Annotated in this window: 19 protein-coding genes and 1 other annotated feature; of the genes, 17 read left to right on the forward strand and 2 right to left on the reverse strand. The window is 41.1% G+C overall.

The genetic code is table 11. The features are described 5' to 3' along the window. The first annotated feature begins 95 nt into the window (after nt 1-95). The 9 genes from SanJ4206_RS03885 to SanJ4206_RS03925 all read left to right on the forward strand — a co-directional run bounded on the left by SanJ4206_RS03885 (nt 96) and on the right by SanJ4206_RS03925 (nt 13,572). Nucleotides 96-1,238 (forward strand): cysteine desulfurase family protein, encoded by a 1,143-nt coding sequence (locus SanJ4206_RS03885; RefSeq protein WP_037593306.1) that lies wholly within the window; start codon nt 96-98, stop codon nt 1,236-1,238. 3 nt (nt 1,239-1,241) lie between these two features. Then, entirely contained in the window at nt 1,242-2,456 is a 1,215-nt protein-coding gene (thiI, locus tag SanJ4206_RS03890) for a tRNA uracil 4-sulfurtransferase ThiI (RefSeq protein WP_022525084.1), read from the forward strand. A gap of 108 nt (nt 2,457-2,564) precedes the next feature. After that, nucleotides 2,565-2,636: a sequence feature (ribosomal protein L21 leader region), on the forward strand. A gap of 34 nt (nt 2,637-2,670) precedes the next feature. Then, on the forward strand, nt 2,671-2,985 hold the full coding sequence (rplU, locus tag SanJ4206_RS03895; protein WP_003035040.1) for a 50S ribosomal protein L21: 315 nt from the start codon (nt 2,671-2,673) through the stop codon (nt 2,983-2,985). A 16-nt stretch (nt 2,986-3,001) separates the two neighbouring features. After that, nucleotides 3,002-3,346, forward strand: coding sequence for a ribosomal-processing cysteine protease Prp (locus tag SanJ4206_RS03900; protein WP_022525083.1), 345 nt, complete (start codon nt 3,002-3,004; stop codon nt 3,344-3,346). Nucleotides 3,347-3,363: 17 nt separating this feature from the next. Then, nucleotides 3,364-3,657, forward strand: coding sequence for a 50S ribosomal protein L27 (gene rpmA, locus SanJ4206_RS03905; protein ID WP_003032879.1), 294 nt, complete (start codon nt 3,364-3,366; stop codon nt 3,655-3,657). A gap of 374 nt (nt 3,658-4,031) precedes the next feature. Next, on the forward strand, nt 4,032-11,111 hold the full coding sequence (locus SanJ4206_RS03910; protein ID WP_231466422.1) for a mucin-binding protein: 7,080 nt from the start codon (nt 4,032-4,034) through the stop codon (nt 11,109-11,111). A gap of 191 nt (nt 11,112-11,302) precedes the next feature. Then, complete coding sequence (locus tag SanJ4206_RS03915) at nt 11,303-11,608, forward strand: rhodanese-like domain-containing protein (RefSeq protein ID WP_003024970.1); 306 nt, start codon at nt 11,303-11,305, stop codon at nt 11,606-11,608. Nucleotides 11,609-11,630: 22 nt separating this feature from the next. After that, nucleotides 11,631-13,286: an FAD-dependent oxidoreductase gene (locus SanJ4206_RS03920; RefSeq protein WP_003027491.1), complete on the forward strand. Its 1,656-nt coding sequence runs from the start codon at nt 11,631-11,633 to the stop codon at nt 13,284-13,286. Further along, nucleotides 13,276-13,572 carry a rhodanese-like domain-containing protein gene (locus tag SanJ4206_RS03925; RefSeq protein ID WP_003027488.1) on the forward strand — a complete coding sequence of 99 codons (297 nt, stop codon included), beginning with the start codon at nt 13,276-13,278 and terminating at the stop codon, nt 13,570-13,572. The genes SanJ4206_RS03920 and SanJ4206_RS03925 overlap by 11 nt, the downstream gene beginning before the upstream one ends. A 48-nt stretch (nt 13,573-13,620) precedes the next feature. On the opposite strand, the gene SanJ4206_RS03930 is transcribed toward SanJ4206_RS03925, so the two are convergent. Beyond that, nucleotides 13,621-14,109 (reverse strand): prolyl-tRNA synthetase associated domain-containing protein, encoded by a 489-nt coding sequence (locus tag SanJ4206_RS03930; RefSeq protein WP_003027485.1) that lies wholly within the window; start codon nt 14,107-14,109, stop codon nt 13,621-13,623. A 370-nt stretch (nt 14,110-14,479) separates the two neighbouring features. Beyond that, nucleotides 14,480-14,737, reverse strand: coding sequence for a metal-sensitive transcriptional regulator (locus tag SanJ4206_RS03935; protein WP_003024959.1), 258 nt, complete (start codon nt 14,735-14,737; stop codon nt 14,480-14,482). A 227-nt stretch (nt 14,738-14,964) separates the two neighbouring features. Here SanJ4206_RS03935 and SanJ4206_RS03940 point away from each other — a divergent pair, with 227 nt between their 5' ends. From SanJ4206_RS03940 to SanJ4206_RS03975, 8 genes are all read left to right on the forward strand, one after another. Continuing rightward, nucleotides 14,965-15,873, forward strand: a complete 909-nt coding sequence (locus SanJ4206_RS03940; RefSeq protein ID WP_022525349.1) for a LysR family transcriptional regulator — start codon at nt 14,965-14,967, stop codon at nt 15,871-15,873. After that, entirely contained in the window at nt 15,870-16,331 is a 462-nt protein-coding gene (gene lspA / locus SanJ4206_RS03945; RefSeq protein ID WP_003027481.1) for a signal peptidase II, read from the forward strand. The genes SanJ4206_RS03940 and lspA overlap by 4 nt, the downstream gene beginning before the upstream one ends. Continuing rightward, the gene (locus SanJ4206_RS03950; protein ID WP_003027479.1) at nt 16,321-17,217 is read left to right on the forward strand and encodes an RluA family pseudouridine synthase; all 897 of its coding nucleotides are present in this window, start codon (nt 16,321-16,323) and stop codon (nt 17,215-17,217) included. The genes lspA and SanJ4206_RS03950 overlap by 11 nt, the downstream gene beginning before the upstream one ends. A gap of 86 nt (nt 17,218-17,303) precedes the next feature. After that, nucleotides 17,304-18,413, forward strand: coding sequence for a glutamate 5-kinase (gene proB, locus SanJ4206_RS03955; protein ID WP_003027476.1), 1,110 nt, complete (start codon nt 17,304-17,306; stop codon nt 18,411-18,413). Nucleotides 18,414-18,426: 13 nt separating this feature from the next. Further along, nucleotides 18,427-19,689, forward strand: coding sequence for a glutamate-5-semialdehyde dehydrogenase (locus SanJ4206_RS03960; RefSeq protein ID WP_003027472.1), 1,263 nt, complete (start codon nt 18,427-18,429; stop codon nt 19,687-19,689). A gap of 4 nt (nt 19,690-19,693) precedes the next feature. Further along, nucleotides 19,694-20,488 (forward strand): pyrroline-5-carboxylate reductase, encoded by a 795-nt coding sequence (gene proC, locus SanJ4206_RS03965; RefSeq protein ID WP_037607627.1) that lies wholly within the window; start codon nt 19,694-19,696, stop codon nt 20,486-20,488. Between the two features lie 199 nt (nt 20,489-20,687). Next, the gene (locus SanJ4206_RS03970; protein ID WP_003027463.1) at nt 20,688-21,026 is read left to right on the forward strand and encodes a zinc ribbon domain-containing protein YjdM; all 339 of its coding nucleotides are present in this window, start codon (nt 20,688-20,690) and stop codon (nt 21,024-21,026) included. A gap of 8 nt (nt 21,027-21,034) precedes the next feature. After that, nucleotides 21,035-21,670: a Pr6Pr family membrane protein gene (locus SanJ4206_RS03975; protein WP_022525347.1), complete on the forward strand. Its 636-nt coding sequence runs from the start codon at nt 21,035-21,037 to the stop codon at nt 21,668-21,670. The last annotated feature ends 133 nt before the right edge of the window (nt 21,671-21,803 follow it).

Below are 21,803 nucleotides of genomic sequence, written 5' to 3' on the forward strand. Positions count from 1 at the left end.
GTCAAAACTTGGAGGGTCTTTTCATTTCAAGTCTTGCTGTTGTCCCCATTTCTTTTTCGTGTTACAATAGGAGTATTGAAATGGAGAGATTTAAGATGATTTATTTAGACAATTCAGCAACGACCAAGCCTTACCCAGAGGCTTTGGCTACCTATACAGAAGTTGCTTCTAAAATTTGGGGAAATCCTTCTAGTCTCCACAGTTTGGGCAATCAGGCGACCCGCTTGTTAGATGCATCTCGCAAGCAAATTGCGGAGCTTCTCGGTAAATCCTCTCAAGAGATTTTCTTTACGTCTGGAGGGACGGAAGGTGATAATTGGGTTATCAAGGGTGTGGCTTTTGAAAAAGCGCACTATGGTAAGCATATCATTGTATCTGCTATTGAGCATCCAGCAGTGAAAGAATCCGCTCTCTGGCTGATGCAGCAAGGTTTTGAAGTGGATTTTGCGCCTGTTGATAAAAAAGGTTTTGTAGATGTTGAAAAATTAGCTACCCTTATCCGACCGGATACAACTTTAATTTCAGTCATGGCGGTCAACAATGAAATCGGCTCTGTTCAACCAATTGTAGCTATTTCAGAACTCTTAGCGGACAAGCCAACTATTTCTTTTCATGTGGATGCAGTGCAGGCAATAGCTAAGATTTCAACAGAAGATTATTTAACTGAGCGCGTGGACTTTGCGACATTTTCTAGTCATAAATTTCATGGTTTACGGGGTGTTGGTTTTGTCTATATCAAGTCTGGTAAGAAAATCAGTCCGCTGTTGAATGGCGGCGGTCAAGAATCAGACAAGCGTTCTACGACTGAAAATTTGGCGGGTATTGCAGCAACCGCAAAAGCCTTGCGCATGTCTATGGAAAATTTGGAAGCCTTCACCACACGAACCGCAAAAATGAAAGAGATTATCCTAGAAGAGCTAGCTAAGTATCCTGATGTGACGATCTTTTCAGGAATAGAAGAGTTTGCACCCCATATCTTGACTTTGGGAATTAAAGGTGTACGAGGTGAAGTAGTGGTTCATGCTTTTGAAGAGTATGACATTTATATATCTACTACGAGTGCTTGTTCCTCTAAAGCTGGCAAACCAGCTGGAACCTTAATAGCTATGAGTGTTGAAAAATCCCTAGCTCAAACGGCTGTGCGAATTAGTCTGGATGCCGATAATGACATGAGTCAGATTGAGCAATTCCTGACAACGTTTAAACTCATTTATGAAAAAACTAGAAAAGTAAGGTAAACAATGCAATATTCAGAAATTATGGTTCGTTACGGCGAGCTTTCAACCAAAGGAAAAAATCGCATGCGTTTTATTAACAAATTGAAACGCAATATGCAAGCAGTCCTCTCTGTTTACCCAGATGTGCATGTGAAAGCAGACCGAGATCGTGCACATGTCTATCTTCACGGAACGGACTATCAACCTGTTGCAGAATCGCTTAAACAAATTTTTGGGATTCAAAATTTCTCTCCGTCTTATAAGATTGAAAAATCAGTTCCTGCTTTGGTTGAAGCGGTGCAGACAATTATGAAAGAAATTTACAAAGAGGGGATGACTTTTAAGATTGCCAGCAAACGCAGTGACCACAATTTTGAATTGGATAGTCGTGAATTGAACCAGACCTTGGGGAATGCGGTCTTTGATGCGATTCCACATGTTCAAGTCAAGATGAAAGCGCCAGATATTACACTGCAAGTAGAAATCCGCGAAGAAGCAGCCTATCTGTCCTATGAAACGATTCGTGGAGTAGGCGGTCTTCCTGTCGGAACATCTGGAAAAGGTATGCTGATGTTGTCAGGCGGGATTGATTCACCCGTTGCAGGCTATCTAGCTCTAAAACGTGGAGTGGATATTGAAGCGGTGCACTTTGCTAGTCCGCCTTATACAAGTCCCGGTGCCCTCAAAAAGGCGCAGGATTTGACGCGCAAATTAACCAAATTTGGTGGCAATATTCAATTTATTGAAGTGCCATTTACAGAAATCCAAGAAGAAATCAAAGCTAAAGCACCAGAAGCTTATCTGATGACCCTAACTCGTCGTTTTATGATGCGCATTACAGATCGCATTCGTGAAGAACGCGAGGGACTTGTTATCATCAATGGAGAAAGCCTTGGTCAAGTTGCTAGCCAAACGCTAGAGAGTATGCAAGCGATTAATGCTGTCACTAACACTCCCATTATTCGCCCAGTAGTGACCATGGATAAGCTGGAAATCATTGACATTGCTGAAAAGATTGATACCTTTAATATCTCAATTCAGCCCTTTGAAGATTGCTGTACCATTTTTGCTCCAGATCGTCCGAAAACCAATCCAAAGATAAAAAATGCAGAGCAATACGAAACACGTATGGATGTGGAAGGATTAGTGGAACGTGCTGTTGCTGGTATCATCATTACTGAAATCACACCAGAAGCAGAAACAGACGAAGTGGATGAGATGATTGAGGGATTGTTGTAGCGAAAATTGTTTTGCTGTTGCTTAACAATTCATCAGATAGCTACTTTTTGATAAAAAATACTTGTCAAACTATTCCAGAAATGCTATACTTATAGAGTTGACTATGCACAGCCTGTGCAACCGCTCGAACATCGTCATAAGTGGTTCGTCCCACGATGCTAGGCGAGTCTTCACAAAATTAGGGGAAACCCGTAAAATTCATAGGAGGTGCATAATGAGCACATACGCAATCATTAAAACTGGCGGCAAACAAGTTAAAGTTGAAGTTGGTCAAGCAATTTACGTTGAAAAATTAGACGTTGAAGCTGGTCAAGATGTAACATTTGACGAAGTTGTTCTTGTTGGTGGTGAAAACACTGTTGTCGGAACTCCGCTTGTTTCTGGAGCTACTGTTGTTGGAACTGTTGAAAAACAAGGAAAACAAAAGAAGGTTGTTACTTACAAGTACAAACCTAAAAAAGGTAGCCATCGTAAACAAGGTCACCGTCAACCATATACTAAGGTTGTCATCAATGCAATCAACGCTTAATTTTTAAGGAGAGCACATGATACAAGCAGTCTTTGAACGAGCCGAGGATGGTGAGCTGAGGAGTGCAGAAATTACTGGACACGCCGAAAGTGGCGAATACGGCTTTGATGTCGTGTGTGCGTCGGTTTCTACGCTTGCCATAAATTTCATCAATTCGATTGAGAAATTCGCAGGCTATGAACCAATCTTAGAATTAAACGAAAAAGAAGGTGGATTCTTACGGGTAGAGATTCCTACGGATATTCCATCTCACCAAAGAGAAATGACTCAACTTTTCTTTGAATCATTCTTCTTGGGTATGGCAAACCTATCGGAGGACTCAGCTGAGTTCGTCCAGACAAGAGTTATCACAGAAAACTAACACGGAGGAAAAACATTATGTTGAAAATGAATCTTGCGAACCTGCAACTTTTCGCTCACAAAAAAGGTGGAGGTTCTACATCTAACGGACGCGATTCACAAGCAAAACGTCTTGGAGCTAAAGCGGCTGACGGACAAACTGTAACTGGTGGATCAATTCTTTATCGTCAACGCGGTACTCACATCTATCCAGGTGTCAATGTTGGACGCGGTGGAGATGACACTTTGTTTGCGAAAGTGGAAGGCGTTGTACGCTTTGAACGCAAAGGTCGCGATAAAAAACAAGTTTCTGTTTACCCAATTGCGAAATAAGAATTAAAAGTCCCTACCTCATGGTACGGGTCTTTCTTTTGGAAATGATAATTTGAAAACAACAAAAGAAATGTAGATAAAACGAACAATCTTCATCTCATTATAAGATAGCTGTGAACAACTTTGCAGCTATCTTTATTTTAAGTACATTTTACATGTGTTTTTCATGTATTTTAGTATCATATTAGTTGAATTATTCCAATTATCAAAGTATAATATATAAAGTAGCTTTATTCAATTTTTTAGGAATGGGTAATAGGTTTTTATTCTCAACTTTACCCATCAGATAAAAATTATATAGATATTTTACCATGAAAGGAATATACTAATTGAAAAGTTTTAAACTTTATAATGGAAAACGTGATAAATTTTCTTTGAGAAAGAAAAATGTTGGGCTTGTTTCGATTGCAATAGCCAGTCTGGCTATATATGGGCTAGCTATTGGGGCGCCGACTGTTCAAGCGGATGAGAACAGTAGTGTGAACGCTGTGTCAACAGAGAATGTTACGGCTCCAGCTTCGACTGACACAACTGCGGCAGCAGGCTTGGCTTCGGAGGTATCAACTCCAAGCACTTCAGTTTCAACAACTGAAGTGCCAGTATCAGAAGGAACTTCAGCAGGCGCTGAAAATAATAGTTCCCCAGCACCTGCGACAGTGTCAGAGAATGCCGCTTCAGCTTCAGGAGCAACAGCAGTAGAAAAAGTTGAAACTCCAGCACAAACTACTGGGCAGCCAGACGAGAAAGTATCAGTTCCGACAACCAGCTCAGTGGCAGAAAGCACAAACAAGGTATCTGCGGATACTTCAACCTCTGCAGCAGTTGCAAAAGGAAATTCAGCTTCTGCCGAGCCTAAGCCAATCGAACAGTCAACTAATGCGCAGTCTTATTCTGCCTTTCGTTCGGCAGGTGCGGTGCGTACTCGCCGAAGTGTGAAGGAAGCTTCTTCACATATTTCAGACTTTTCCGTAACAGTTACGACAAAAGGCGGAACAGTCATGAATCCAGGGGATACAGAACCCTTACCTGCTCAAGAAGTTTCCCTTGACAAGGTTCAAATGGACTTTAAAATCACACAAGATGGAACCTTGAAAAAAGGAGATGTTCTCCGTATTCCAGTTAAATTGGAAAATAATGCCTACGGTGCTTACTATGCAAATCTTGGTTCTGGAACGGCAGAGCGTATCGAGGGTGTTGGAACAATTAAATTTGTGCACTCAGATCCCAATAATCTTGCCTATGAAATTACCTTAGACCAAAGCTTCCAAGATATGCCTCGAAATACGGAAAAGACAGTATCCATTACTCAAAAGGCAGCGACTATTGGGAAATTTACAGCAAAATCAAGTTATGAAAATATTATTTTAGAAATAAATGGCAATAAGTTTACTTTTAAACCAACACCAAGAACATTTGAGAAAGCACAGGCGAATTTTGCTGTTTATAATAGTGCAAGTAGCGATAGAGCAAATTCAATAAAAATAGGCACTTCAACTGGCGATGCAAATTATTATAATAATTTATTGTCAAGCGATGGTACCAACTCTGGACAAACAGGAATTCCAAATGGTGATATCATTTCTGTCCATCGTATAAAACCAAGTAATGGGTCAAAAATTGTTAGTATCAAACCAGACCTTAAAAGATATACTTCTACTTTAGCAATTAGTGAGGATGGAAAATATCTTGTTAAAGGAGATACTTCAACTTCTATTAGCATCAATTCAGACCCAGATAACAAATTAGTTGAACTGCCAGCAAATTCAACTGATGAAGAGATTGTTAAAGCATTAAAACAAGCAGGTAAAAACTCTTCGGTTGTTATTGATAATGGAGATGGGACCTACACAGTTGCTATTAATTTAGGAAAAATGACAGGAAATGGTGCTACTACCTATCATGATATTTGGCCAACTGACGACTATGCTCAAATGGGCGATAAGTATCAAGAAATTAATAGAACAGAAGAGGTTAACAGAAAAGTTAGTAGTATTTTAAAAAATGCTAACGTTATTCAAGGTACAGGTCATTCAACTCGGATTACTTTTGCGGATTCATCAATTGAAAATGCTCTAGGTGAAGGGTCTAAGAGTTTTAGTTATAGTGTTGATGACAATGGTACTATAAAAAAGATAAAAGAGGAAAAGCTTTCTGCGAAAACAACTCCATCCATTGCGCGTGCTGTCGGTCAAAAGAAGATCACCATACACTATGTTGACACAAATGGTAAGGAGTTAGAAACTCGAGACTTTAAGTATGGCTATCCAGCAGGAGCAATGGCCCCCCAAACACCTGATTATCAAGCTGCTCCAAAAACAATTGCGGGTTATAGTCTTGTAACTGCTGATACAGTAATCAATGCGTACGGCTCACAATTAAAAGAAGCCAAGCCGATTCCATTCATCAATGAGGATCAAAACTTTTACTATGTGTACTCACCCAAACAATCCTATGCCAAAGTCAAATACATTGACGACGATGCTAAAGGAGAAAAAGTTCTTGAAACAAAAGAACTGACTGGTGCATATAATACTACTGATCCATATAAAACAGCTGAAACAATCAAAAAGTACACAGATAAAAACTATGAACTTGTTTCAGATAATTATCCAGCAACTGGTGTAACCTATAATGAAAATCTTCAAACCTTTGAGGTTCACTTACGTCACAAGACAGCTCCAGAAGTTGAAACTAAAACTGTCAAAGAAACGATTCAATATGTCTATGAGAATGGCAGCGAAGCAGCTACTCCTAAAGTTCAAAACCTAGACTTTAATCGGACCAACACCAAGGATCTGGTAACCAATGATATTGTCAATGAGGGCACTTGGTCTCCATCAACAGCTACCTTCCCAGCGGTAACTTCTCCTGTGCTTGCAGGGTACACAGCGGATCTTCCAACTGTTGATGCAGTTGCGAACATCAGTGCTACCAGCAGTGATGTGGAACGTAAGGTCGTGTACAAGGCGAATGAACAGAAACTGACCTATACGGTGATTGATGAGACGAAAGGTCAGACGCTGGAAGATAAAGTTTTGTTGGAAAAAGGTGTCTCCAATGGAGCTGTGTCAGGGCAAGCGCAAACGACTTACGATGCTGTCGTAGCAGGTTATCTAGCTCAAAACTATGAGTTGGTTTCTCAGGAAGCGCTACCGAATCAATTTGACACCAATGATACGGTTGATCAAAACGTCACTATTCGTCTGCGTCATAAAACAACCTCAGTAGCAGAAGAAAAGACGGTTAAGGAAACCATCCATTATATTTATGATGGCGGTGCAACAGCGGCTCCAGATCACACTAGCACTTTAAAATTCACTAGAACAGCAACAACTGACCTCGTTACAAATATAACAACTGGTGATTGGACAGCGGAAAATGGAACAAGTTTTGCGGCCGTAACATCACCAGCAATCAAAGGGTACACTCCAGATTTAGCGGAGGTTCCAGCAGTTGACAACATTACTTCTGATAGTCCAAATATCGAAAAGACGGTTGTTTACAAAGCTAATCCAGCTAGTGCAAAGGTAACTTATATCGATGACACAACAGGTGAAACGCTTGAAACGAAGGCTCTGAATGGACTTTATGGACAGACTGATCCATATAGAACAGCTGCCACTATTAAGAAATATACTGATCGAAATTATGGACTCGTTTCAGATGGTTATCCAGCAACTGGTGTAACCTATAATGAAAATCTTCAAACCTTTGAAGTTCATCTACGTCATAAGGGAGCTGCAGTTCAAGAAACAAAGACAGTCACAGAGACCATCAAGTATGTTTATGAAGATAACACAGAGGCAGCGGATACGAAGGTTCAGACTTTGAAGTTCTATCGGATTAACAACAAGGATCTGGTGACTAATAAGATTGTCTATAAGGGTCCTTGGATCCTGTCTACCGGAACCTTCCCAGAGGTAGTTTCTCCAAAGATTGATGGTTATACACCAGATAAGGCAACTGTAGCAGCCGTTGAACAGATTACGGGAGATAGCGCAGATATTGAAGAAACGGTTACCTATAAAGCAGATAAGCAAAAAGTAACCTATACCATCATTGACGACACTGCCCAAAAAACGCTGAAAGATAAGGAAGTACTTACCAGCGGAGGCTCTGATACTCCTCTTCCAGACAGTGCCCGAGAAAAATATGATTTAATCGTGAATGCTTATCTAGCTCAAGGCTATGAATTGGTGTCAAAAGAGCAGCTTCCAGCTAAGTTTGACCTTGATAGTAGTTATGATCAAAATGTAGTTGTTCACTTGAAGCATGGTACCACTGATATCCAAGAAAGCAAGGCTGTGAACCTGACTGTTCGTTACCACGGTGCTGGGGAACAAACACCAGAAGATAAGGTGCAAACAGCGACTTGGACTCGTACAGTAACAAAAGATAAAATCACAGGCACAGAGGTTTCAACAACACCTTGGACAAGCGACAAAGTAAACTATGATGCTGTGCCATCACCAGTGATTCCTGGTTATAGCGTGGATGTCGAGACAGTGCCGTCTGAAGCAGTTACTCAAGAGAATATTGTTAAGGATGTGCATTATACTGCTCAAAACCAAAAGGTTACTTACACAGTCGTAGATGAGACAACAGGTCAGACTCTGGAAAATCAGGTTGAATTGACAACAGGCGAGTCAGGTGCAGCTCTTCCGGCCGCAGCACAAACGAAATACGACACCGTAGTCGCAGGCTACTTAACACAAGGTTACGAAGTGGCTTCTAAGGATGAATTGCCAGCCCAATTTGACACCGACAGCAGCGTGGACCAAAACGTGGTGATTCGCTTGAAACATAAAGTGTCAACTTCTACAGAAACCAAGATTGTAACGCAAACTATTAACTACCTCTACGAGGATGACAATACACCAGCAGCTCCAGAGAAGAAAACGACCTTGACTTTCTCTAGAGAAATGAAAACAGATGAAGTGACTAAAACGACTACGCAAGGTGCTTGGACTCCGTCTGTCGGAACCTTCCCAGAGGTAGTTTCTCCAACTGTTGATGGCTACACACCAGATAAGGCTAAAGTTGACGCAGAACACGTAACTGCTGATCAGACTGACATCAAGGTTACGGTTAAATACAAGGCCGACAAGCAAAAAGTCACTTACACTATTATTGATGATACAACCCACACTACTTTAAAGAACAAGGTAGAGTTGACAACAGGTGATTCTGGTGCAAATCTTCCTGATGATGCGCAGACGAAGTATGATAAAGCCGTTGATGATTATCTTGCTAAAGGTTATGAATTGGTATCTAAGGACAATCTTCCTACTCAGTTTGACACAGATAGTAGCGTAGACCAAAATGTCGTTGTTCACTTGAAACATAAAGTGACAGCATCTACGGAAAATACAACTGTTACTGAAACAATTCATTATGTTTATAAGGATGGTAGCCAAGCAGCAGAAAGTCATAAAGCTACACTAGACTTTGCTAGAGAAGTGAGGACTGATGAAGTAACAAAAGCTGTTACAAAAGGTGCATGGTCTCCAAGTACAAGTACTTTTGTGGCAGTCACTTCTCCAATAATTGCAGGTTACACAGCTGACAAACCAGTTGTTGAAGCTGTTGATGGTATCATAGGTGATAGTAAAGATGTGGTTGTAAAAGTCACATATACAGCTGATAAGCAAAAAGTCACTTATACAGTCATTGATGAAACGACACAAAAAACTTTGGAAAACCAAGTAGAATTAACGACTGGTGATTCGGATTCTGCCCTTCCAACAACTGCTAAAACGAAGTATGAACAAATTGTCAAAGGATATACAGATAAAGGCTATGAGTTAATCTCTAAAGATGATTTACCAGCCAAGTTTGACAAGGATAGCACGAAAGATCAAAACGTTGTCATTCGTCTGAAACATAGTACAACAGATAACAAAGAAAGCAAGAAAGTGAGCTTGACGGTTCGCTATCATGGAGCTGGTAGCCAAACACCAGCCAACAATGTGCAAACGGCAACTTGGACACGGATAGTGACGAAAGACAAGGTGACGGGCGATGTTGTGAAAACCACAGATTGGACAGCAGATAAAGCAAATTATAATGCTGTTCCATCGCCAGTAATTTCTGGATACACGGTTGATGTGGCAACAGTTCCGCAAGAAAAAGTCACGCAAGAAGATATTGTTAAAGATGTTCATTATGGTATTCAAACTCAAAAAGTGACTTATACAGTTATTGATGACACAACCGGTACGACTTTAGAAAACCAAGTAGAATTGACGACAGGTCATTCAGGTACAAACCTACCAACTGACGCACAAACGAAGTACGATCGAATTGTCAAAGGTTATACTGATAAGGGTTATGAATTGGTTTCTAAGGACGATCTTCCAGCTCAGTTTGATAAAGATAGCAGCGTGGACCAAAATGTGGTGGTTCATTTAAAACATAAAGTAACAACATCTAGTGAGATTAAAACTATCAAGGAAACGATTCATTATGTTTATCAAAACGGTAGCGAAGCAAGATCAAGTTATGGTACTTCATTGAGTTTTACTCGAGAAGTGAAAACGGATGAGGTGACAAAACTTTCCACTAAAGGCTCTTGGTCACCCGTTACAGGAACTTTCGCAGCGGTCACTTCCCCAATGATTACAGGTTATACAGCTGATAAACCAATTGTTGCAGCTGTTGATGGTATCACAGGTGATAGTGAGGATATCGTTGAAACAGTTGTTTATAAAGCTAATCAAGAAAGGGCCCAAGTTCGCTATATTGATGATACAACGGGTGCAACTCTTGAAACGAAAGAATTAACTGGTGATTATAATACAACGGATTCTTACAGAACAGCGGACACGATCTCTCATTATACAAGTCAAGGCTATGAGCTTGTTTCAGATAATTATCCAAGTACGGGTGTAATTTATAATGAAACTTATCAAAAATTTGAAGTTCACTTGAAACATGGCACAGCAGAAAGTCAAGAAAGCAAGAAAGTGAGCTTGACGGTTCGTTATCATGGAGCAGGTAGCCAGACGCCAGCCGATAATGTGCAAACAGTAACTTGGACACGGACGGTGACGAAAGATAAGGTAACGGGAGATGTTGTGAAGACTACGGATTGGGTAGCTGACAAGGCAACCTATGACGCTGTTCCATCTCCAGTCATTCCAGGCTACACAGTAGATGTGGCAACTGTTTCGGCAGAAACAGTCACTCAAGAGGATATGGTTAAGGATGTTTATTATACTGCGATCCCAGTAACTCCAGATAAACCAACTCCTCCAGTAGTTCCGTCAACGCCGGACAAGCCAACTACTCCGACAGTTGTACCAACGACTCCTACAAAAGCAACTCCAACGAAAACAGAAATCTTGCCAAGCACAGGTGATTCTCAAGTTGGTCCAACGCTTGCAACGCTGACGGGCGTAAGTTTACTTTTATCAGCTTTCGGTTATATTGGTCGTCGAAAAAAAGAAGATTGATGAATCTTTTGTAAACATATAAAAGTGATCTAAAGGTTGAATCATTCGATAGAAAGGATAAGCTTCACAAGCAACCTAATGTGGTTGATTTGTGGGGCTTCTTTTTTTATAAAAATATTGAAACAAGATTCTTGACAAAAGAAAAGCTTCATGGTTTAATATACCCCATAAGGGTATAAACGGAGGTGCTTATGTTTCACTTATTTACGAAAATAGATAGTATTTCTACAAGTGAATTGGAACAAAAATTAAAAGAGAAGATTCAACTGCTAGATGTACGAACACCGTCTGAATATCGGCGTGGTCATATCAAAGGCGCGAAGAATGTCCCACTCAATGAAATCGCAAGATACACGCCAGCAACAAATGAAACACTGTATGTCATTTGCCATTCCGGTGTGCGGAGCAAAATGGCAGCCAAAAAGCTAAAGAAAAAAGGCTACGATGTTGTCAATGTTCAAGGCGGTATGAGTGCTTGGACTGGAAAAGTTGTTTAAAAGTGATAAAGGAGGAAGTTGAATGAAAATTATCATTGTTGGTGGAGTTGCAGGTGGAATGTCTGCAGCGACGCGTTTAAGACGGCTAAAAGAAGACGCTGAGATTATTATTTTTGAAAAGGGGCCATTCGTTTCCTTTGCGAACTGTGGTCTGCCTTACTATGTTTCTGGAGAAATTGCTGAGCGGGAAGACTTGTTAGTGCAAACGCCTGAGAGTTTAAAGGCACGCTTTCGTTTAGATGTGCGACCTTTCCATGAAGTGACGGCTATCTCACCAGATCAACATATAGTGACGGTTCGGCATGACGGAAAGGAATTTACAGAGAGTTATGATAAGTTGATTTTATCGCCGGGGGCAAAGCCTTTTGTGCCTCCAATTGAAGGTTTGGAAACAGCTGAAAATACCTATACTTTACGTAATGTTCCTGACCTAGATGAGATTATGTTAGCTTTGGAGAAAGAACCAAAAGAAGCTGTGGTGATTGGGGCTGGATTCATTGGACTTGAAATGGCAGAAAATCTTCGTAAGCGTGGTTTGAATGTGACAATTGTTGAGAAAGCACCGCATGTTTTGCCACCGCTTGATGAAGAAATGGCTGCTTTTGTTCAGGCTGAATTGTTGAAAAACGGCATTCAAGTAGTTACTTCTCAGTCTGCTACGCGGTTTGAGGACAAGGGAAAGGTCATTGTACTGGAGAATGGGCAAAAAATTGTTTCTGATGTGACCATTTTATCTGTCGGGGTGCAACCAGAGAATGCTTTAGCACAGGTAGCAGGTATTGAGCTGGGATTGCGTGGCGGTATCTTAGTCAATGAGCGTTATGAAACCAGTCAACCTGATATTTATGCAGTCGGCGATGCGATTGTTGTCAAGCAAGAAGTTACAGGAGAAGATGCACTGATTTCATTGGCTTCGCCTGCTAATCGTCAAGGTCGTCAAGTGGCGGATGTGATTGCTGGAGTAGCTCGAAAGAATAAAGGCAGCATTGGTACAGCTATTGTTCGGGCATTTGACATGACGGCAGCTTCAACAGGGTTGAGCGAGCGCATTCTTCGTATGAATGGCCTGCCTTATCAAGTTATTCATGTCAGTGGTAAGGATCATGCTGGCTACTATCCGGGTGCGACTGATGTGACCTTGAAACTCCTCTTTGAGCCAACAAGTGGCAAAATTTATGGTGCACAAGGTGTTGGGAAAAAAGGCGTTGATAAGCGGATTGATATTTTGGCAACGGCTATTAAAGGTAATCTAACCATTTTTGATTTGCCAGAGTTGGAATTTACCTATGCACCACCGTTTGGCTCTGCTAAAGATCCGGTCAATATGCTGGGATATGCAGCCTTAAACTTAGTAGAAGGTTTGAGCGACAATATCCAGTGGTATGAATTGGAAGATGAACTAGCTGCTGGTAAGAAGTTCCTAGATGTGCGGACGGCCAGTGAGCTTCAACAAGGTCATTTGAAAGTGGATACGGTTCACATTCCTTTAAATGAATTGCGTGAGCGTTTAGGAGAGTTAGACAAGTCGCAGGATTATATCGTGAGCTGTCATAGTGGACTTCGTAGCTATATTGCCGAGCGCATTCTCAAACAAGCAGGATTTTCTGTTCAAAATCTAGACGGCGCCTTTGCCTTGTACAAAATGGTAAAACCAGAGGGGGTAGAATATGGAAACTAGCATCAGCATGCCTGAATTTTATAAAAAATATCAGACAGAAACCTTATCCATTCTTGATGTGCGAGAAGATTATGAGTTTCAAATGGGACACGTGCCGACGGCAAAAAATTTGCCATTAAGCACTTTTGAGACGGGCTACAAACAACTCAGCCAGCAGGAGAAATACTATGTCATCTGCCAATCTGGCGCACGTTCTGCGGCTGCGTGTCAGTTTTTAAGTGCGCAAGGATTTGATGTAACCAATGTGGCTGGGGGTATGAATATCTGGCCCGGAGAGGTAGAGTAAAGTAAAAGAAATCCCGATTAAGTGCTATCTTAATCGGGTTTATTCGTATTACAATTCAATAATATGAGCTTCGTAACCAATGGCTTCTAGGAATTTGAGTAGGTCTGTCGTGTTTAAAAAGAGTGTTTTCTCATTGGTATTGGGGTGAAAACTCATGCGTTTTTCTGACATGATTTCTTTGTCAAAATAGACTTGAATGTCTTTATCGGCATTGTTTAACAATCCAAATGGAGAGACGACGCCTGCTGGCAACATCATTTTTTCAAATAGGCTGTCAGAGGATGCCATACGGATTCTATTGGCTTTTACCAGTTCTTTAAACAAGTCCATGTCCAAGCGCTTTTTGTCGTCCATGATGAGCAAGTAGTAGGCAGTTTTCTTCTTGTTAGTGAGAAACATCGTTTTGGTGCGGACACCTTCAATGCCTTCGATAAAGCTGTCTGCTTGCTCGGTCGTAAGGGCCGGTTCGTGTTCCACGATTTCAAATGGAATGTTTAACTTGTTTAAGGTTTCTTCTACTTTTGTGTATAAGTCCATTTTACTTGCCTCCTTTGATTTGTTTTATTATCTTTATTATATCATATTGAGATGTTTTTTTCTTTCAATGGTTGGCAACCTGCCCCTAAAAGCAGTCCACTCCGTCGACCGGGTCGATAATCTGTCCTAAAAGTAATTCACTCCGTCCGCCGGGCTGACAGCTTGCCTAGAAACAAGTTTGCTCTGTCCGCCGGGCTGACGACTTGCCTAGAAACAGGTTCACTTCGTCCGCCGGGCGGACACACTCCTTTAAGAACTACTTTTGCCCATTGTGCAGTTCTATTTTTCTAAAAAAGTGATAGTTGGAATCATCCCTTATATTGTGTACCGTAAATAAACAAACCTCAGCAGTTTTCGTCGCCTGCTGAGGTTATTTTCGCTTGATAAGGTATTGGACGGCTTTCTCTAGTCGCTCTTTTTGTGCTTCGGGGTCGTCCAAAGGGTGATTGAGACATTCAGTGAGATTTTCAGTAATCATCAACTCAATGACCCGCTCGACACTAGAGCGAACAGCGGTTAATTGGGTGATAATGTCCGCACAGTCGCGCTCTTCCTCTATCATTTTTTGAATGCCGCGCAGTTGTCCTTCGGAGCGTTTCAGCCGCGTAATAAGCTTTGAATTTGCCATGTCCTTGTCCTCAGTTTATTTTTTTACATTATATCTTGAATAGACCTCTTTGTCAAAGTTCTCGCTCCGCCCTTTTCATGGTATAATGAAAGAAATAGAGTGTCACTTACAATGGAGTTTCTATTTGAGCAGAAAGCTGCTAGTAACTGGATTTCATGGGTGTATGAAGGTTTAGTTATGCCTTGATTTATGGTATAATGATAAAACACTTGAAAGAGGATAAAAGGATGAATATTCAACAACTGCGCTATGTTGTAGCCATTGCCAATAGTGGCACCTTTCGTGAAGCCGCTGAGAAAATGTATGTCAGCCAGCCTAGTTTATCCATTGCGGTTCGAGAATTAGAAAAAGAACTGGGTTTTAAAGTATTTCGCAGAACGAGTAGCGGTACATTTCTGACACGTCGAGGGATGGAATTTTACGAAAAAGCTCAAGAATTGGTTAAAGGATTTGATGTCTTTCAAAATCAGTATGCCAATCCAGAGGAAGAAAAAGCAGAATTTTCCATTGCCAGCCAGCATTATGATTTCTTGCCGCCTCTGATAACAGAATTTGCTAAACGCTATCCAAAAGGTAAGAATTTCCGAATTTTTGAATCTACAACGGTGCAGATTTTAAACGAAGTTGCACAAGGACACAGCGAGATTGGCATTATCTATCTGAACAATCAAAATACCAAGGGAATGATGCAGCGGATTGATAAATTGGGGCTGGAAGTGGTAGATTTGATTCCTTTTCAGACGCATATCTATCTACGGGCAGATCACCCCTTAGCTGGGAAAGAGGAGCTTACTATGGAAGATTTAGCAGATCTGCCGACAGTTCGTTTTACACAGGAAAAGGACGAATATCTTTATTACTCAGAGAATTTTGTGGATACTAGTGCCAGTTCTCAGATGTTTAATGTGACGGACCGTGCCACTTTAAATGGTATTTTAGAGCGGACAGATGCTTATGCGACAGGCTCTGGATTTTTGGATAGCAATAGCGTAAACGGCATTACGGTGATTCGGTTAAAAGACAATTTGGAAAACCGTATGGTTTATGTCAAACGCGAAGAAGTAGAGCTTTCGCCGGTCGGTGCAGCTTTTGTTGCTGTGATGGAAGAATATTTTGCAAAAAGAGGAAAAAAATGAAACGAAAAGTGATGGTGCCAATTGTGATTGTAGCCTTGATTGCGCTGGATCAATGGGTCAAGTTTGAAATTGTCAAAAACATTCAATTAGGCGAAGTAAAGCCCTTCATTCCAAAGATTTTGAGTTTGACTTATTTGCGAAATACAGGTGCGGCATTTTCAATTCTGGAAAACCAGCAATGGTTGTTTGCGGTAATTACTTTAGTGGTGATTGGAGCTGCTATTTGGTATTTGAGCAAACACATTAAAGGTTCTGCCTGGCTGTTGTCTGGTTTGAGCTTGATTATTGCAGGGGGAATTGGTAATTTTATTGACCGTATGCGCCAAGGCTTTGTCGTGGATATGTTTCAGCTTGATTTTATCAATTTTGCAATTTTTAATGTTGCGGATAGTTATCTGACGATTGGCGTGCTTGTACTGATAGTGATGATGTTAAAGGAAGAGGACAATGCAAGTTAAAGTAGAGATTGGCGGTGTACGGTTGGACAAGGCGGTTGCTGATTTGACATCATTATCCCGCAGCCATGCCAATGAGCAAATCAAAAATGGACAAATCTTAGTCAACGGGCAAGTCAAGAAAGCCAAGTATGCCGTCAAGGCAGGTGATGTGATTACTTATGAATTGCCCGAACCAGAAGCACTGGAGTATGTAGCAGAAAATCTGCCGCTAGATATTGTTTATCAGGATGAAGATGTCGCAGTGGTGAACAAGGCTCAAGGTATGGTGGTGCATCCAAGTGCAGGGCATACGAGTGGAACACTGGTCAATGCGCTGATGTACCATATCAAGGATTTGTCCGGTATTAATGGTGTTTTGCGCCCTGGAATTGTCCATCGGATTGATAAGGATACATCAGGATTGCTGATGATTGCCAAGAACGATGATGCGCATATCAAGCTTGCTGAGGAGTTAAAAGATAAAAAATCCCTGCGGAAATATTGGGCGATTGTGCATGGCAATCTGCCGAATGACAGAGGCGTTATTGAAGCACCGATTGGACGCAGCGAAAAAGATAGAAAAAAACAAGCTGTCACGGCAAAGGGAAAGCCAGCTGTGACACGTTTTCACGTTTTAGAGCGTTTTGGCAATTATACGCTGGTAGAATTGCAGTTGGAAACAGGTCGTACCCACCAAATCCGTGTGCACATGGCTTATATTGGTCATCCAGTAGCAGGAGACGAAGTGTACGGACCGCGTAAAACGCTAAAAGGGCATGGACAATTCTTACATGCCAGAACACTTGGATTTACTCATCCTAAGACGGGAGAAGTCATGGAATTTACAGCAGAAGCGCCAGCTATTTTCCAAGAAACACTAGAGAAATTGAGAAAAGGAATGGAGTGAGAGAATATCTCTTTCTGCTTCATTTCTTTTTTATTTTGCTCGAAATTTTGGTATAATAATGCAATATATCAGCTTTGGAGAGGGTTATGAAATATAGACGAATTGTATGTAAAGTCGGTACCAGTTCTTTAACAAATGAGGATGGAAGTTTATCGAGAGCGAAAGTGAGAGTGATTACTCAGCAGTTAGCCATGCTACATGAAGCAGGGCACGAAGTGATTTTAGTCTCATCAGGAGCTATAGCAGCGGGTTTCTCATCTTTGGGCTTTAAGAAACGCCCGACAAAAATTGCAGACAAGCAAGCGTCCGCAGCGGTAGGTCAGGGCTTGTTGCTAGAAGAATACACGACGAATCTGCTATTGAAAAAGATTGTCTCGGCTCAAATTTTACTAACACAAGATGATTTTGCGGATAAACGACGCTATAAAAATGCACATCAGGCGATTTCTGTCTTGCTCAACCGAGGAGCCATTCCGATTATCAATGAAAATGATACGGTTTCCATTGCTGAATTGAAAGTCGGTGACAATGATACGTTGAGCGCTCAAGTTGCGTCTATGGTACAAGCAGATTTGTTAATTTTATTAACGGATGTTGACGGGCTTTATACGGCAAATCCAGTCAATCATCCTGATGCCAAGCGCCTTGATTTGGTAGAGGAGATTACGACAGATTTGCTTGAAATGGCAGGTGGAGCAGGCTCTTCTAATGGAACAGGTGGTATGCTGACCAAGCTGAAAGCAGCAACGATTGCCACTATGGCAGGGGTTCCTGTTTACATTTGCTCTTCTTTGAAAGATCAACCCCTCATCGAAGCTGCAGAAAGTCAGGGAAATGGCACATTTTTTACTGCTTCAGCCAAAAATATGAAAACGCAAAAACAATGGTTGGCTTTTTACGCTACCAGTCAAGGTTCTATCTGGGTGGATAGAGGAGCAAGCACAGCATTGAGTGAGCAAGGCAAGAGCTTACTTGTTTCAGGAATTTCAAAAATGTCAGGACACTTTTCTTATGATGATATTGTGACCGTCTATGAAAAGGACACAGAGCGCATTTTAGGAAAAGGACGTGTTCGTTTTGGGCAGTCAGCTTTGCAAGATATGCTGAAAGCCAATAAACCAAAGGGAGTGGTAATTCACCGAGACCATTGGATTTCACTAACGCCTGAATTGGAATTATTATTGTCAGAATTTTAAGAGGAAGTAGGATATGAATAGTACACAAGGCTTACTAGAGAAAATCAAGCAAGCAAAAAAATCAATTAACACAGCTTCAACAACTGAGAAAAATAAAGCTCTATCTTTGATGGCTGATTATTTAGAAGCAGCTACGGACGCAATTTTAATAGCCAATGCGGAAGATATGACAGCAGCAAGAGGTCATATTTCTGAGGTCATGTTGGATCGTCTGTATTTAGATGCCAATCGCATCAAAGACATGGCAACTGGTATTCGTCAAGTGATTGCGTTGCCAGATCCCGTTGGAGACATCTTAGAAGTCTCTCATTTGGAAAATGGACTAGAAATCACTAAGAAGCGGGTAGCTCTTGGAGTGATTGGAATTATCTATGAAAGTCGTCCAAATGTGACATCTGATGCAGCCGCATTAGCCATTAAGAGCGGGAATGCAGTTATCCTTCGTAGTGGAAAAGAGGCACACAAAACAGCAGCTGCCATTGTTTCCGCGCTAAAGGCGGCACTTCGTCAGACCGCAATTTCAGATGATTGCTTGCAGTTGGTGTCAGATACCAGTCGTGAAAGTGCTCAAATCTTGATGAAGGCAAAAGGCTATTTGGACTTGCTAATTCCTCGTGGGGGCGCGGGGCTGATTCAAGCGGTTGTTGAAAATGCGACCGTTCCTGTGATTGAGACTGGTACGGGGCTTGTTCATATCTATGTTGATAAGGACGCTGACCAAGAAATGGCACTAGAGATTATCAACAATGCCAAAACCAGTCGTCCTTCGGTCTGCAATGCAATGGAGGTTTGTTTGGTTCATAAAGAAATTGCTTCCCAGTTTCTCTCAACATTAGAAGAACGCTTAGTAACTGTTCGTAAAGCGCGTGGGGTAGTACCTGTTCAACTTCGATTGAATGAAACAGCTCGCTCTTTCATCTCAGGGGAAATAGCAGAGCCTAGCGACTTTGATAGCGAATTTTCAGATTACATCATGGCTGTAAAGGTAGTGGATTCTTTGGAAGAAGCTATCACACATATTGAGCAACACAGCACACATCATTCAGATGCCATTATTACCAACAATGCCACCAGCGCAGCGATTTTTACAGAGCAGGTTGATAGTGCAGCAGTCTATGTCAATGCCTCCACACGTTTCACAGACGGTGGAGAATTTGGTTTAGGCTGTGAAATGGGGATTTCTACTCAGAAATTACACGCACGCGGTCCGATGGGCTTAAAAGAATTAACGAGTTATAAATATGTTGTGCAAGGTTCAGGACAAATTAGGGAGTAAAAACATGAAAATTGGATTTATCGGCTTAGGAAATATGGGTGGCGGTTTAGCACGTGTAGTGGCTAGGCAAAAAAAACATCAAATCCTGCTCGCAAATCGAAGCTCAGAAAAAGCAAAGCAGATTGCGAATGAAGTGGGTGGCGAACCTGTCACGAACGAAGTCATCTTTGAGCAAGCAGATGTGATTTTCTTAGGTGTTAAACCCACTCAATTTGCGGATTTGTTACAAGAATACCATGTTATTTTGGAAAAGCGCAGCTCTGTTTTACTCATTTCTATGGCTGCCGGCTTGACCTTGCAGCAGTTAGAAGCTCTCGTTCCTACACAACATCGGTTAATCCGGATAATGCCCAATACGCCTGTTGCAGTTGGTGCTGGTGTTATCAGCTATGCTTTATCAGATGAAGCAACAGAGCAGGATGAACACTTGTTGTGTGAACTATTGGATCCTGCCGGTTTGTTGGTTCATTTAAAGGAGCAGCAGTTAGATGCGGCAACTGCTGTGGCTGGATGTGGTCCTGCGTTTGTTTATCTCTTTTTGGAAGCACTGGCTGATGCAGGGGTACAAACTGGCTTACCACGAGATTTGGCTTTGCAATTAGCGAATCAAACCCTTTTAGGTTCAGCGGTATTAGTCAAAGAAAGTGGCCAACATCCTGCGGTTCTCAAAGATCAGGTTTGTAGCCCAGCAGGCTCAACGATTGCGGGAGTAGCGAGTCTTGAAGCAGATGCTTTCAGAGGAAACATTATCAAAGCCGTTGCTGCATCTTATAAACGCACTCAGGAACTGGGGAAATGAATAAACTTATGATACTACGTCTTTACAGCAATTTAAGAATGAACCATTAATTAGAATGTTACTTCAAGTTTGATATGGTGAAATGTATCTTTTAACAATTAGTCATTTTCTTTAATTTGTCAAATTTTCTATTTTATAGTAAAATGTAAAAACATGATAAATTCTAGGCAAGATGCTTGGTGATTAGTGAGGAGAGAATATGAATCAATTACCAAATTGTCCAAAATGCAACTCAGAATATGTTTACGAAGACGGTTTGCTGTTAGTTTGCCCTGAATGTGCATTTGAATGGAATCCAGCAGAAATCGTTGAAGAAGATAATCGCATCAGAGCAATTGATGCAAATGGGAATCAGCTTGCGGACGGAGATACCGTCACTCTCATCAAAGATTTAAAGGTCAAAGGTGCTCCAAAGGATTTGAAACAAGGGACGCGCGTGAAAAATATTCGGATTGTAGAAGGAGACCACAATATTGACTGCAAGATTGATGGTTTTGGTGCGATGAAGCTCAAATCAGAGTTTGTCAAGAAAATTTGAGGTTGATGATGAAGCGAAATGTGATTTTTTATAGCCGCATGATATTGTTTATGTTAGGGTTTACAGGAGTCTACCTTGAAATCACAAAGCATGGTGGCTTAGGAATGCTGATGTACTACACAGTTTTATCTAACATGATTGTTACAGCTTTTACGGCCTATTTGCTCTATCTAATGGCACGTTCTGAACAACGCTGGCAAACGCAGTCGCTGTTTCGGCTAAAAGGCGGAGTGACCATGTGTATTATGATTACATGCGTCATTTATCATTTTATGTTGGCACCGCTTGCAACTGATTTTTATCGACTTGAAAATTTCCTTTGTCATTACATTGTGCCACTATGGTTTTTAGCAGATACCTTGTTGTTTGATAAACGCTCACAATATCGTTGGTTTGACCCGATTGCTTGGACGAGTGTGCCTTTGATTTATTTGGCTTTTGCTCTATTTAATGGCCTAATTATCAAATGGTCTATTCCAGGTGCAAAAGATAGTCCTTTTGCTTATTTCTTCTTAAATATTCCAAAATACGGTTGGCCGTATGTGTTGCAATGGTCACTTAAAATTTTTATCGGCTATTTGTTAGCAGGTTTCTTATTTTATGGGGTTATGTCCCTATCCTCGCGTAGGAAATTGTCTTCTTAATACTTGAAAATAGATTCTGTTTGAAGAAAACCATTCTTTTTGAATAATTTTCTTCAGACTTTTTTCTTTCCGAAAGATAAATTGCTTGAAACTAAGCTAAAAATATGATATCTATAATAAATACAAGATTTTA

The sequence above is a fragment of the Streptococcus anginosus genome (assembly GCF_001697145.1).
Taxonomy (GTDB): domain Bacteria; phylum Bacillota; class Bacilli; order Lactobacillales; family Streptococcaceae; genus Streptococcus; species Streptococcus hominis.

What these genes read in the sequence shown, in the direction of transcription:
- SanJ4206_RS03930 (WP_003027485.1), bottom strand. Translation starts at nt 14,109, where the DNA reads ATGGACTTATACACAAAAGTAGAAGAAACCTTAAACAAGTTAAACATT.
- SanJ4206_RS03970 (WP_003027463.1), top strand. Translation starts at nt 20,688, where the DNA reads ATGAATCAATTACCAAATTGTCCAAAATGCAACTCAGAATATGTTTAC.
- thiI (WP_022525084.1), top strand. Translation starts at nt 1,242, where the DNA reads ATGCAATATTCAGAAATTATGGTTCGTTACGGCGAGCTTTCAACCAAA.
- proC (WP_037607627.1), top strand. Translation starts at nt 19,694, where the DNA reads ATGAAAATTGGATTTATCGGCTTAGGAAATATGGGTGGCGGTTTAGCA.
- SanJ4206_RS03900 (WP_022525083.1), top strand. Translation starts at nt 3,002, where the DNA reads ATGATACAAGCAGTCTTTGAACGAGCCGAGGATGGTGAGCTGAGGAGT.
- SanJ4206_RS03915 (WP_003024970.1), top strand. Translation starts at nt 11,303, where the DNA reads ATGTTTCACTTATTTACGAAAATAGATAGTATTTCTACAAGTGAATTG.
- SanJ4206_RS03920 (WP_003027491.1), top strand. Translation starts at nt 11,631, where the DNA reads ATGAAAATTATCATTGTTGGTGGAGTTGCAGGTGGAATGTCTGCAGCG.
- SanJ4206_RS03935 (WP_003024959.1), bottom strand. Translation starts at nt 14,737, where the DNA reads ATGGCAAATTCAAAGCTTATTACGCGGCTGAAACGCTCCGAAGGACAA.
- proB (WP_003027476.1), top strand. Translation starts at nt 17,304, where the DNA reads ATGAAATATAGACGAATTGTATGTAAAGTCGGTACCAGTTCTTTAACA.
- SanJ4206_RS03940 (WP_022525349.1), top strand. Translation starts at nt 14,965, where the DNA reads ATGAATATTCAACAACTGCGCTATGTTGTAGCCATTGCCAATAGTGGC.
- SanJ4206_RS03885 (WP_037593306.1), top strand. Translation starts at nt 96, where the DNA reads ATGATTTATTTAGACAATTCAGCAACGACCAAGCCTTACCCAGAGGCT.
- SanJ4206_RS03960 (WP_003027472.1), top strand. Translation starts at nt 18,427, where the DNA reads ATGAATAGTACACAAGGCTTACTAGAGAAAATCAAGCAAGCAAAAAAA.
- SanJ4206_RS03950 (WP_003027479.1), top strand. Translation starts at nt 16,321, where the DNA reads ATGCAAGTTAAAGTAGAGATTGGCGGTGTACGGTTGGACAAGGCGGTT.
- SanJ4206_RS03925 (WP_003027488.1), top strand. Translation starts at nt 13,276, where the DNA reads ATGGAAACTAGCATCAGCATGCCTGAATTTTATAAAAAATATCAGACA.
- lspA (WP_003027481.1), top strand. Translation starts at nt 15,870, where the DNA reads ATGAAACGAAAAGTGATGGTGCCAATTGTGATTGTAGCCTTGATTGCG.
- rpmA (WP_003032879.1), top strand. Translation starts at nt 3,364, where the DNA reads ATGTTGAAAATGAATCTTGCGAACCTGCAACTTTTCGCTCACAAAAAA.
- rplU (WP_003035040.1), top strand. Translation starts at nt 2,671, where the DNA reads ATGAGCACATACGCAATCATTAAAACTGGCGGCAAACAAGTTAAAGTT.
- SanJ4206_RS03975 (WP_022525347.1), top strand. Translation starts at nt 21,035, where the DNA reads ATGAAGCGAAATGTGATTTTTTATAGCCGCATGATATTGTTTATGTTA.